This window comes from Halomonas sp. TH-94 (assembly GCF_057473365.1).
Map to the genome: position 1 here is coordinate 1 of NZ_JBYCKL010000029.1, position 12,680 is coordinate 12,680.

Annotated in this window: 12 protein-coding genes; 10 read left to right on the forward strand and 2 right to left on the reverse strand. The window is 64.3% G+C overall.

The window, feature by feature from the left end:
- The 10 genes from AC2VNO_RS04870 to AC2VNO_RS04915 all read left to right on the forward strand — a co-directional run.
- The coding region (locus AC2VNO_RS04870) for a hypothetical protein (RefSeq protein ID WP_486933077.1) at positions 1 to 212 on the forward strand (212 nt) is incomplete at its 5' end.
- A 221-nt stretch (positions 213 to 433) separates the two neighbouring features.
- Positions 434 to 1,567: a TRAP transporter substrate-binding protein DctP gene (gene dctP / locus AC2VNO_RS04875; protein ID WP_486933078.1), complete on the forward strand. Its 1,134-nt coding sequence runs from the start codon at positions 434 to 436 to the stop codon at positions 1,565 to 1,567.
- 58 nt (positions 1,568 to 1,625) lie between these two features.
- Entirely contained in the window at positions 1,626 to 2,144 is a 519-nt protein-coding gene (locus AC2VNO_RS04880; RefSeq protein WP_486933079.1) for a TRAP transporter small permease, read from the forward strand.
- A 4-nt stretch (positions 2,145 to 2,148) separates the two neighbouring features.
- Positions 2,149 to 3,447 (forward strand): TRAP transporter large permease, encoded by a 1,299-nt coding sequence (locus AC2VNO_RS04885; RefSeq protein WP_486933080.1) that lies wholly within the window; start codon positions 2,149 to 2,151, stop codon positions 3,445 to 3,447.
- A gap of 125 nt (positions 3,448 to 3,572) precedes the next feature.
- The gene (locus AC2VNO_RS04890; RefSeq protein ID WP_486933081.1) at positions 3,573 to 5,132 is read left to right on the forward strand and encodes an acyl CoA:acetate/3-ketoacid CoA transferase; all 1,560 of its coding nucleotides are present in this window, start codon (positions 3,573 to 3,575) and stop codon (positions 5,130 to 5,132) included.
- A gap of 67 nt (positions 5,133 to 5,199) precedes the next feature.
- Positions 5,200 to 6,390 (forward strand): thiolase family protein, encoded by a 1,191-nt coding sequence (locus tag AC2VNO_RS04895; protein WP_486933082.1) that lies wholly within the window; start codon positions 5,200 to 5,202, stop codon positions 6,388 to 6,390.
- Between the two features lie 54 nt (positions 6,391 to 6,444).
- Positions 6,445 to 7,464, forward strand: a complete 1,020-nt coding sequence (locus tag AC2VNO_RS04900) for a TRAP transporter substrate-binding protein (protein ID WP_486933083.1) — start codon at positions 6,445 to 6,447, stop codon at positions 7,462 to 7,464.
- A gap of 100 nt (positions 7,465 to 7,564) precedes the next feature.
- A complete protein-coding gene (locus AC2VNO_RS04905) occupies positions 7,565 to 8,032 on the forward strand; it encodes a DUF3237 domain-containing protein (RefSeq protein WP_486933084.1) in 468 nt (155 codons plus the stop codon).
- A gap of 17 nt (positions 8,033 to 8,049) precedes the next feature.
- Positions 8,050 to 8,586 carry a TRAP transporter small permease gene (locus AC2VNO_RS04910; RefSeq protein ID WP_486933085.1) on the forward strand — a complete coding sequence of 179 codons (537 nt, stop codon included), beginning with the start codon at positions 8,050 to 8,052 and terminating at the stop codon, positions 8,584 to 8,586.
- Entirely contained in the window at positions 8,579 to 9,877 is a 1,299-nt protein-coding gene (locus AC2VNO_RS04915) for a TRAP transporter large permease (RefSeq protein WP_486933086.1), read from the forward strand. Before AC2VNO_RS04910 ends, AC2VNO_RS04915 begins: the two co-directional genes overlap by 8 nt.
- Positions 9,878 to 9,920: 43 nt before the next feature.
- Here the strand turns inward: AC2VNO_RS04915 and AC2VNO_RS04920 are convergent, their stop codons facing one another.
- Both AC2VNO_RS04920 and AC2VNO_RS04925 read right to left on the reverse strand, forming a co-directional pair.
- Entirely contained in the window at positions 9,921 to 11,705 is a 1,785-nt protein-coding gene (locus AC2VNO_RS04920) for an acyl-CoA dehydrogenase (RefSeq protein WP_486933087.1), read from the reverse strand.
- Positions 11,706 to 11,894: 189 nt separating this feature from the next.
- The gene (locus AC2VNO_RS04925) at positions 11,895 to 12,680 is read right to left on the reverse strand and encodes a 3-hydroxyacyl-CoA dehydrogenase (RefSeq protein ID WP_486933088.1); all 786 of its coding nucleotides are present in this window, start codon (positions 12,678 to 12,680) and stop codon (positions 11,895 to 11,897) included.

The window sequence follows — 12,680 nt, forward strand, 5'->3', positions numbered from 1 at the left end:
CCTGGGGCGTTAACGTCTCGGCCAGTCTCAGCGATGCCTGGTCGGTCTCCCTGGGCTACGCCGAGAACGACAGGAACTTCGATCTCGATAACGACGCCCTGGTCGGCATCGTGCGGCATCACTTCAACGATAAGGTCTACGGCTTCCTCGAAGCAGGCCGCTACGACCGCACCGACAACAACGTGGCGGCGGGTCTCAGCGTCAGCTTCTGAGGTAACGCGCTCTGTGTCCGACTAGCTTGCTTTCGGCTCGGTGGGTGGCAGTCCCGCCGGGCCTTTTTTATCGGCTCACGCCTTGCTGGTCCGGTGAGCTGAGGCTTCTACCAAAGTCGGGTATCGAGTGGGGTTGATGAGTAGACTATAATCAGCTCAAAGATAGATGATATGAACCATTGTTTATCTAACAAACAAATATAACCCATCTGGAGACACCCATGACGAATCACACGCTGCTCAAGACCGTCGCCATTGCCGTCACCGTGGGCAGTCTGGCGCTTGCCAGCCATGCTCAGGCCCGTGAGCTGCGCATGGCACCAGGGGTCCCGCCCGCCCACCCCGCCTACAACCCGATGTTCACCGAGTTCGCCGAGCGGCTGGCTGAGAAAACGGATGGTGCGCTGACGGGCAACCTGCTGGGCACCGAGGTGGCCAATATCGGCAACATGCGCAACGCCATCCGCAGCGGTCTGGTTGAGGCGGGGCTGTTCCTGCCGGCCTATTTCCCGGCCGATCTTCCCGAGATCAACCTGGTCGGCGACATGGCCTTCCTCGGCACCACGCCCCATGCGATGGGGGCGGCAATCACGGAATATATCGTTACCTGCGCGGAATGTCAGGAAGAGCTCAAGGCGCTGGGTATCGTCTATACCAGCTCCCATGCCTCTGACCTCTATCGCATCCTGAGTACCAAGCCCGTGCGTTCCCTCGCCGATCTGCGCGGCCTGCGCATGCGCGTCGGCGGCCCGCAGTACTCGCGCTGGGCCGAGTCGGTCGGCCTGACACCGGCGACCATGTCGGTGGGCGAGACCTATGAGTCGCTCTCCCAGGGCGTGATCGAGGGCACCATCGCCTCCATCGCCGACATCATTTCCTTCCGCCTCGATGACGTGCTCAATTACGTGACCGACGTCGAGCTGGGTACCTTCCACAGCACCATCTCCCACGCCATCGGCCAGCAGGCCTGGGACAGCCTGACGGAGGAACAGCGTGAGGCGATGATCCACGCTTCCGTCGAGGCGAGCGCCGCGATCACCCAGCGCTGGGGTTACGAGATGGCCGAAGAGGCGCGCGAAATTGCCAAGGAGAGCGGCATCGAGATTCTCGAGCCCGACCAGGATCTTCTCGACGCCATTCCGGCCTTCATCGAAGAGGACCTGACCTACGCCGCGGAACAGGCCGAGCGCCGCTACGGTGTGGAAGACGCCGAGGCCAAGATCGAGCGCTTCCAGGCACTGGTCGACAAGTGGACCGAGATCGTCGAGGAGCTCGGTGACGACCCCGAGGCCATCGCCGATGCCATGAAGCGTGAAATATGGAGTGACGTCGACTTTGCCAGCTACGGCAGCTGAGCGGGTCGTAAGCCCCACCGATTGCCGGCCTTCGGGCCGGCTTTGAGGGAGATGCCTCATGGCCGTTTTATACCGCCTGACCAACCTCGCCGCCGTCGGCTTGGCGCTGCTGGGTACCCTGGGCATCCTGCTGATGGTGCTGCACATCACCCTGGATGTCGTGCTGCGCTCGACGCTTTCCATCTCCATACCCGCCACGCTCGAACTGGTCACCCGCTACTACCTGATCACCTTGGCACTGCTGCCGCTGGGATGGGTCGAGTGGCGGCGCAGCATGATCAGCGTCGAAGCTCTCGAAGGCATGATGAGCCCCCGGCTGATGCGTGTCTCTGACGTGCTGGTATCGCTTCTCTCGGCGGGTATTTACACCATCCTGGCCGTGGCTACCTGGGGCAAGGCCGTCGAGCAATACCGGATCGGCGCCTATGTCATGTCGTTGAACGTGCCCATGCCTGTCTGGCCGACCTATTTCGTACTTCCCGTGGCCTTTGCACTTGCTGCGCTGGTTTGCCTGGTCAGGCTTCCGCTGCTGGCAACGGGTACGACGTACGACTCTCCCGCGCAAGAGGAAAGGTAATTTCATGTCCGTTGCGATCGGCTTTTATGGATTGATCATTCTGCTGCTGTTGCTGGCGCTTCGCGTACCGGTTGCGCTTGCCCTGATAGCGGTCTCGCTTGGCGGCATGACGGTGATGTTCGGTTGGAACACTGCCATCGGCATGCTCTCCTCGACGCCCTATGAATTCATCGCCAAGTGGACGCTCAGTGCGGTGCCCATGTTCCTGCTGATGGGCTTCGTCTGTTATCACGCCGGCTTGACCAACGGCCTCTTCAATGCCGCCAAGGTGGTGTTCCGCTGGCTGCCCGGCGGCGTGGCGATTTCCAGCATCTTTGCCAGCTCCGGCTTTGCCGCGGTGAGCGGCTCCAGCGTCGCCTGCTCGGCCGCCATGGGGCGCATCGCGATTCCCGAGATGGTGAAGGGCGGCTACAAGCCCAGCTTCGCCTGCGGCACCATCGCCGCGGGCGGCACCATCGGGGCGCTGATCCCGCCCAGCATCCTGATGATCGTCTACGGCGTTTTCGCCCAGGTCTCGATTACCCAGGTGTTTCTTGGGGGCATCACCATCGGCCTGCTGACCGCGGTGAGCTACTGCATCGTGATCCTGATGGTCAGCTGGCTGCGTCCCGACATCGTGCCCCGGGAAGCCACGGGCGCCCGCGATGTGACCCCGCGCCAGGCGCTGCTCGATATCTGGCCGGTGCTGGCGCTAGGCGTACTGGTATTTGGCGGTCTCTTTTCCGGCTTCTTCACCGCCACCGAGGCCGGTGCCGTCGGCGCTGCCGGCGCCATACTGATCGGCCTGGTACTGCGGCGTCTGAATGGAAGGGCCATGAAGGCGGCACTGCTCGAGACGCTCTCCACCACCTCGGCGCTGCTGATCATCGGCGTCGGTGCCAGCATGTTCACGCTGTTTCTGAGCCTCAGCGGTGTGGCCGGTTATATCACCGGCGCTGTCAGCGGCTGGGACCCCTCCTATCTCGAACTGATGCTGATCGTCGTGCTGATCTACCTCTTTCTCGGCCTGTTCATGGAACCCTTCGGGGCGATGCTGGTGACGCTGCCCGTGCTGCTGCCGATCTTCGAGCTATACGACGTCAGTCTGATCTGGTTCGGCGTGCTGCTGGTCAAGCTGCTGGAGATCGGCATGATCACACCGCCAGTGGGCATGAACATCTTCGTGATCAAGGGCGTGGCCGGGCAGTACGCCTCGCTGATGGACATCTTCAAGGGCGTCTCGACCTTCCTGGTGGCCGATATCCTGGTGGTCGCCCTGGTGATCTTCTATCCCCAGATCGTGCTGGTACTGACCAGCGGCTGACCGGTACGCCCCGGGCATGAAGCCGGGGCGCTCAAGTCGGCGTCATATGTTTTCAGATTTATATGTTTGTTTAATAAACAATATATTAATTAATCATGTAGATGGTTTCGCAAGAGGGCGTAAGAGTGAACAAGATCATCGACAGCGCTGCCGCGGCGAATCTGATCAAGGATGGCGACACCGTCCTCTGGACCACTGCCGGGCTGTGCGGTTTTGCCGAGGCCGTGGCCACGGCGCTGGAGCAGCGCTTCCTGGAGAGCGGGGCGCCCCGCAATCTTACCGTGGCTCATAGCTGCGGCTGCGGAGACGGCAAGAGCCGCGGCATGAATCATCTCGGCCACGCTGGGCTGGTCAAGCGGCTGATCAGCGGTCACACCGGTCAGGCCCCGCGCATGGGGGAACTGATCCGCGAGAACCGCGTCGAGGGCTACCTGCTGCCCCAAGGCGTGCTGGCGCACCTGTGGCGCCATATCGCCGGCAAGAAACCAGGCGTGCTGAGCAAGGTGGGGCTCGGAACCTTCGTCGACCCTCGCCTCGAGGGGGGCAAGGCCAACGCCGCCGCCGAAGAGGATCTGGTCAAGCTGGTCGAGCTCGAAGGCGAGGAGTGGCTGCTCTATCGCACCTTCCCGGTCGACGTGGCGGTGATTCGCGCCACCACCGCCGACGAGCGCGGCAACCTGAGCATGGAGCGCGAAGCGCTGTTCCTCGAACAGCTCTCCATGGCTCAGGCGGCCAGGAACAGCGGCGGCATCGTCATCGCCCAAGTGGAGTATCTGGCCACCCAGGGCAGCCTGCACCCCAAGCAGGTCAAGGTGCCTGGCGATCTGGTCGACTACGTGGTGGTGGCCGAGCCCGAGCACCACATGCAGACCATCACCACCGCCTACAACCCGGCGCTGGCCGGCGATCTCAAGGTGCCACTGGGCGGCATCAAGCCGCTGCCGCTGGATCCGCGCAAGGTCATTGCCCGGCGCGCCGCCATGGAGCTGGTGCCGGGCGGGGTGGTCAACCTCGGCATCGGCATGCCCGAAGGGGTCTCCAGCGTGGCGGCCGAAGAAGGCGTCAGCGACCTGATGACGCTGACCACCGAGCTCGGCACCTACGGCGGCGTGCCGGCCAGTGGCGGCGATTTTGCCACTGCCTATAACGCCGAGGCGATCATCGACCACGGCTACCAGTTCGACTTCTACGACGGCGGTGGCCTTGCGGTGTGCTTCCTGGGGCTGGCCCAGACGGACCACGAGGGCAACCTCAACGTCAGCAAGTTCGGCGACAAGGTGGTGGGGCCGGGAGGCTTCATCAATATCAGCCAGAACGCCCGCAAGGTGGTGTTTTGCGGCACCTTCACCAACGGCGGTGACGTCGTCGTGGAGGAGGGGCGCCTGCGGATCGTTCAGGAGGGCCCGCGCCGCAAGTTCGTCCAGCAGGTCGATCAGATAACTTTCAGCGGCCGCTATGCCCACGAGACTGGCAAGCCGGTGCTGTTCGTCACCGAGCGCTGCGTCTTCGAGCTGCTCGACGGCGAGATCACCCTGACCGAAATCGCCCCGGGTATCGACATCGAGCGCGACATCCTCGCGGCCATGGACTTTGTGCCGCGCATTGCCGAGGAGCTGCGCGAGATGCCGGCAAAACTCTTCGAGCCCCGGTGGGGTGAGCTTCGGGCGTCCCTGATGGCGCAATGATCTCCGCTTGAGGCCTCAGGCGGCGAACGCGGCCGGGGCCTCCTTTTTCCACGAGTCAGAGGCCACTATGTTCAACAATGCCTACATCCCCTACGGCGGCTACTACACCACTCCTTTCTGCAAGTGGATGGGCAGCCTGGCCAACGTCAACGCCATCGAGCTTGGCGCGGCCACCAGCAAGCGCTGGTTCGCCAGCCGCGACATCGATCCCACCCTCATCGACTATCTCTACCTGGGGGTGTCGGTGGGGCAGAAGTCGATCTTCTACGGCGCGCCCTGGGCGGCGGCCATGATGGGGGCCGGCCAGGCCCCGGGCCAGAACATCACCCAGGCCTGTGCGACCGCCACCACGGCGGTGTTCAATGCCGCCCTGGCGGTGGATGCCGGCGGCTTCGACACCACCTACTGCCTGCTCGCCGACCGGCCTTCCAACGGCCCCCACACCATCTGGCCCAACCCCAACGGGCCGGGCGGTGAGGTGATTGCCGAGAATTGGAACATGGACAACATCGCCGCCGACCCGGCCACCGGCAAGGACATGCTGACCACCGCCGAGAACGTGGCGCGCGAGCATGGCTTCAGCCGCGAGCAGGCCGACGAGCTTACCCTGCGGCGCTACGAGCAGTACGCCGACGCTCTGGCGAACGATCGCGCCTTCCAGAAGCGCTACATGTTCCCCGTGGAGGTCGCGGTCTCGCGCAAGGAAACCAAGCTCGTCGAAGCCGATGAGGGCGTGAATGCGACCAGCGCCGAGGCACTGGCGCGGCTGCGGGCGGTGCAGCCGGAGGGCATTCATACCTACGGTGCCCAGACCCACCCGGCCGATGCCAATGCCGGTATCGTCGTCACCACCCGCGAGCGCGCCGAGGCAATGAGCCGCGACCCGCAGATGGTCGTCAAGGTGGTGGCCTATGGCCATGCCCGCACCAAGCCGGCGCACATGCCCATGGCGCCGGCCACCTCGGTACAGCGCGCCCTGGCCCAGGCGGGCCTGACTCTCGACCAGATCAAGACGATCAAGAACCACACGCCGTTCATCGCCAATGACCTGCACCTGGCCAAGGCGCTGGGGCTCGATGCCCACAGCTTCAACAACTACGGCACCTCGCTGGTCTATGGCCACCCTCAGGCGCCGACCCTGGCGCGCCTGCTGATCGAAGCCATCGAGGAGACCGCGCTCAAGGGCGGCGGTTACGCCCTGGTGACCGGCTGCGCCGCAGGCGACTCCGCCGCGGCGCTGATCGTCAAGGTGGGGTGAAGGTACCGGAGCGGCGTTGGCCGCTCCGCCCTGTTGAGAAAAGGAGAAACAACAATGACAGCACGCAAGCTCCTGATCGGTTCCCTCTGTCTTGGCCTCTGGTCCTCGGCCTCACAGGCACAGGACGCGACGTTGAGATTCGCCCATTGGCTGCCCGAGCAGCACGCTCTGCCCGCCACCGGTTTCAAGGAGTGGACCGAATCCATCCACGCGGCCTCGGGTGGCACCATCAGCTTCCAGATGTACCCGGCTCAGCAGCTCGGCAGCGCGGAAGACCATTACGATATGGCTGCCAGCGGCATTGCCGACGTTACCTGGGTCAATCCCGGCTATACCGCAGGACGCTTCCCGGTCTCGGACCTGCTGCAATTGCCGTTCATCGTCAGCGATACGCTGAACGGCGCTGAAGCGGCGACGGAATGGTACAAGCAGTATGCCGAGCAGGAGATGCCGGAGGTGGTGATGTGCCTGATCCATGGCCACTACCCTGGCACGCTTCACGCCAAGGAGGAGATACGCCACCCGAGCCAGGTGCGGGGCATGACGATCCGGCCGGCCAACTCTTCCATTGCCCAACTGGTAAACGTGCTTGGCGGGGCCAGTGTCCAGGTGTCGGCGCCCGAAACCCGTGAAGCGCTGGCCAGGGGCACGGCGGATGCCATTACCTTCCCCTCCGGCTCGACGATCCTGTTCGGCATCGATGACATCACGCGCTATCACATCGAATACCCCATGTACTCTTCCTGGCAGGCGATTCTGATCAACCGCAACACATACGAGCGGCTGAGCGACGAGCAGCAGGGGGTGATCGACGACCACTGCACCGGGGAGTGGGCCACCCGCGTCACACGTGGTTGGGAGGAGATGGAGCGCGAAGGGCACGAGCATTTTCGCAGCTCGCCCGAGCACACCATGATCGAGCTGACCGACGAGGAACTGGAAGCCTGGCGCGAGGCAGCGGCACCGCTGCGTGACGCCTGGGCCGAGCGCGTGCAAAACGCAGGGCATGACCCTGAAAGCCTGCTAAGCGATTTGCAGCAGCGATTGGCCGCTGTGGATGCCCTGGCCGAGTAATCACCGCCGCGAAGCCGCTGCCGTCTCCCCTGCCTGCGATGGATGGCTGGAGAGGCGGCCAGCGCTGGTTTTTGGTTGCACACCCGCAGGAGATGCACAGGTGAGACTCGAACATCCCCCTGAGCTGGAGCATGTCACGACCCTGAACGTGCTGGTCGAGGAGCCTCTCGATATCGGTGAACTGGCCATCGGCCGACGCCGCATCATTCCCATCTCCGGCGGAAGCTTCGATGGTCCGAAGCTTGCCGGAGAGGTGCTGGGCGGCGGGGCAGACTGGCAGCTGATCCGCCCAGATGGCTGCGCCGAGATCATGGCGCGCTACACCCTGCGTACCCGTGAGGGCAGCCTGATCGAAGTGGAGAACGGTGGGGTGAGGCATGCCTCCGAGCCGGTCATGGCGCGGCTGATTCGCGGCGAGCCGGTCGATCCCGATCAGTATTACTTTCGCACCGCGCCCCGCTTCCAGACCGCCGATCCGGCCTTGGCCTGGCTGACGCGCGATCTCTTCGTCGGACGAGGCATCCGTGAGCCCGGACGGGTCCGCATCCAGGTCTATCGCGTCGGCTAGCATCCGAGGAACCGCCCATGCCATTACACGCCATCATCACCGCGGCTGCGGCGTTGATCGAGCGCATCGCCAGCCTCAGCCTGGCGGTCATCACGCTGCTGATTTTCGTCGCTTCGCTGTCGCGTTACCTGATCGCCACCTCCATTCCCGATGCCCACGCCATCGCCAGCCTGCTGCTCGGCATCGCTATCCTCTGGGGGCTCGGTTCGACCACCTGGCGCAACGATCATATCGCGGTGGATCTTGTCTGGCAGCTTTGCCCGCCGCCATTGCGGCGCCTGATGGACATCCTCTCCCACCTGCTGGTGACGGTCTTCATCGTCGTGCTGGCCTGGGTGCTGTTCGGGCGGGTGGAAACCATCCTGCGAGCCGGCCAGACCACTTCCGACCTGCAGCTACCGCTATGGCCCTTCTACGGCGCTGCCTGGCTGGGCGTGGTGTCCGCCAGTCTGCTGGCTCTGGCGCGGCTGGTCTTGCTCATTCTGCGCCCCGGAGCGCTGCCCGATTCGGGCTCGATCCTGGACGAGGCGCCCAAGGAGCCTCGCGATGGGTAACAACATGATCGCCCTGCTGGGGTTCCTGGGGCTCTTCACCATGATTGCCTTGCGCGTGCCGGTAGGTATCGCCATGGGTATCGTCGGTGTGCTCGGTTTTGCGGCGGTGACCAGCCTGGATGCGGCGCTGGGGGTGCTGGCCACCTCGCCGCTGCGCACCGTGACCAACTACAACTTGAGCCTCATCCCGATGTTCATTCTGATGGGGGTCTTTGCTTCGGCCACGGGAATGAGCCGCGAGCTGTTCCGGGCCGGCCAGGCCTGGCTGGGTGGCTTTCGTGGCGGCGCCGCCATGTCCACCATGGCGGCCTGTGGAGGATTCGCTGCCATCTGCGGCTCTTCGGTAGCTACCGCTGCCACCATGACGCGAGTGGCGCTGCCCGAGATGCGGCGTACCGGCTATGCGGATAGCCTCTCCACTGGCTTGATTGCCTCGGGCGGCACCCTTGGCATCCTGATTCCCCCCTCCGTGGTGTTGGTTCTGTACGGCTTTCTTACCGACCAGGACATTGGCCAGCTATTCGTGGCGGGTGTGATCCCTGGGCTTCTGGCGATATTGCTCTCGTTTATTACGATCCGCGTCCTGGGCCTGCTGCGTCCTGCATCGATGCCTGCGGGCGAGCGCTCGAACTGGCGTGAAAAATTCGACTCACTGCGCGGCATCTGGGCGGTATTGCTCCTGTTCATCGCCATCGTCGGGGGAATCTATGTCGGTGCCGTGACACCGGTAGAAGCGTCGGCCCTGGGAGCCTTCTGTACATTCTTGATCGGGGTAATGCGGCGTCGACTTACCCTGCGATTGACCCTCTCATGCTTGCTCGATGCCCTGCGTACCTCGGTAGCCATTTTCACTATCCTCATAGGGGCGCTGCTATTCGGCTACTTCCTGACCGTGACCCAGACGCCTCAGCTGTTGACTACCTGGCTAACCTCTCTGCCGGTTGGGGAATATGGCGTGCTGTTGCTGATTCTTGCGCTGTTCCTGGTGCTCGGCTGCGTGCTGGATCCCATGGCCATGATCATCCTGATGGTGCCGATCCTCTTCCCGGTGATCACCAGCCTGGGCTTCGATCCCATCTGGTTCGGAATTATCGTCGTGGTGGCTGTCGAGCTGGGCATGATCACGCCGCCCATCGGCATCAACGTCTTCGTGATTCGCTCCGTGGCCCCGGATGTGGCGCTGGGGACCATCTTCAAGGGTGTGATGCCTTTCGTGGTGGCGGATCTGGTGCGGCTGGCGCTGCTGATCCTTTTCCCCGCCTTGGTGTTGTTTCTTCCCGGAAAGATGTGATCAAGAAGGGTGGGGAACGGAGCGGGCGTGCCCGCTCCCGGCATTACAGGGTATCGGCGGCGAAGCGAGTCAGCACCGCACCAGCGTGGCGCATGGTATGGGCATGGCTGTGAGCCTGAGGGGCTTGGGTGGCCATGTAGAAGCGCGCCAATTCGACCAGGCTCTGCAAGTACTCGGTGTCTCCCTCTCCTTGCTCGAGCCGGGCCGTGGCGGCCAGTGCCAGGCGGCTCATCTGCCAGGCGCCGCAGGCGGTGCCGAGCAGGTGCAGCAGCGGCACGGCGCCGGCATGAAGCTCGGCGGTCTCTGCCCTGTGGGCCAGCAGCCAGTCGACGGTTTCATCGAGCAGGATGGCCTGGTCATGGAACGACCGTGCCAGGTCACCGAGATTTGCATGAGATTCGAGCTGCCCGGCCGTTTCGCGAATATCGGCGGTCAGCTCGCGCAGGGTGGCGCCGTTCTCGCGCAGTATCTTGCGGCCCAGCAGGTCGTTGGCCTGGATGCCGGTGGTGCCTTCGTAAATGGTGATGACACGTGCGTCGCGGAACAGCTGCGCGACCCCGGTCTCCTCGACGAAGCCCATGCCGCCGAACACCTGGATTGCCTCGTCGCAGAGGTCGTTGCCTACCTCGGTGCACCAGCCCTTGGCCACCGGCATCAGCAGATCGACGTAGCGGCGGTACTTGTCGGCGACCTCGGCCTCGGGGTGATGACGGGCGAGGTCGAACCAGCCGGCGGCGCTGTAGAGCAGGCCGCGCATGGCCATCAACCGGGAACGCATCGAGACCAGCATGCGCTTGACGTCGGGGTGGGCGAGGATCGATAGGCCGACTTCGCCGGTGACGATGTTGCGCCCCTGAACACGCTCCCGAGCATAGGCGAGTGCCGCCTGGTAAGCGCGCTCGCCCAGTGCCACGCCCTGCACGCCCACATTGAAGCGAGCCTCGTTCATCATCACGAACATGGTGGCCAGACCGGTATGCGGCTCGCCGACCAGATGGCCCAGGGCGCCGCCATCGTCGCCATAGCTCAGGGTGCAGGTGGGGCTGCCGTGAATGCCCATCTTGTGCTCGATGGCGATGCAGCGGATGTCGTTCTTCTGCCCCGGCTCGCCCCGATCATCGAGCAGGTACTTGGGAACCAGGAACAGCGACAGCCCCTTGACCCCGGGCGGGGCGTCGGGCAGCCGCGCCAGGGCCAGGTGCACGATATTGGGGGTGAGTTCATGCTCGCCGTAGGAGATGAAGATCTTCTGGCCGAACAGGCGGTAGGCCCCATCGCCAGTGGGCTCGGCGCGCATACGCGTGGCGGCCAGGTCGGAGCCGGCCTGGGGCTCGGTGAGATTCATGGTGGCGGCCCACTCGCCGCTGACGATCTTGTCCAGCCAGATGGCTTTCTGCGCTTCGCTGGCGGCGATCATCAGCGCTTCGGTCTGGCCCACGTTGAGCAGGGGCAGCATGGCGAAGGCCATGTTGGTGGAAAACCACATCTCCCACACCGGCGTGGAAACCAGCTTGGGCAGCCCTTGGCCGCCATGCGCCGGGGGCAGCGACAGGCCGATCCAGCCGGCATCGCGGAACTGGTCGTAGGCCGCTTGCCAGCCGTCGGGCACGATTACCCGCTCGCCTTCCAGACGGCAGCCCTGGCGGTCGCCGACCGGGTTGAGGGGGGCGAGCACGCCGCTGGCGAACTTGCCGGCCTCCTCCAGTACGGCGCTCACCAAATCGGGCGAGGCGTCCTCGCAACCGGGCAGCTCAGCGATTCGCTCGAGACCGGCCAGCTCCTCGAGGATGAACTGCATATCGCGCAGCGGCGCTTGGTAATCGAGCATGGCAATGGGCGTCCTCGTTTCGTTGCTGGCCGGATGTTAGGTAGGAGTTGGTGGGCTATCCCGGTGGGCAGGCCTTCGCGAAGGCGCTGTGAACCCTTCCCTGGGCGCTACTTTTGCCATCCATGGCAAAAGACCTTCGCTACGACCTGCCCGCCGGCGCCCACCGCGAATGGTGCTGAAGAGTTGGCTTTAGCGAGGGGCCATACGAATCGCCCCATCCACGCGAATGGTCTCGCCGTTGAGCATGGGATTATCGACGATATGGCAGGCCAGGCGGGCGAATTCGTCCGGCTCGCCCAAACGGTTGGGGAAGGGGATGGAGGCGGCCAGCGACTGCTGCGCCTCTTCCGGCAGCGCCTCCATCAGCGGGGTCTTGAACAGCCCCGGAGCGATGGTCATGACGCGGATGCCGTGGCGGGCCAGCTCCCGGGCGACGGGCAGGGTCATGGCGACGATGCCACCCTTGGAGGCCGCGTAGGCGGGCTGGCCGATCTGGCCGTCGAAGGCGGCCACCGAGGCGGTGTTGATGATCACCCCGCGCTCACCGTCGGCCTGGGGCTCGCCCTTGGCCATGGCGGCGGCGGCCAGGCGCAGCATGTTGAAACTGCCCAGCAGGTTGATGTTGACGATGCGGGCGAAGGCTTCCAGCGGCAGCGGCTCGCCGTGGCGATCGACCACCTTGGCGGGGTCTCCGACACCGGCGCAGTTGATCAGCCCCTGCAAGCCGCCGAAGGTATCCACGGCCAGCGCCACCACGGCCTGGGCATCGGCTTCGCTGGTGACGTCGGTGCGCTGGAAGAGCGCGCGGTCGGTCGCGCTTCTGGCGTTCAGCTCGCCTGCCAGCGTCGTGCCGCGTTCGGCATTGAGATCGGCAATCACCACGTTGCCGCCCGCCTCGTGCAGCGCGCGGGCGGTAGCTTCTCCCAGCCCCGAGGCACCGCCGGAAACGATGAAGGTATTGTCCTGAAACTTCAT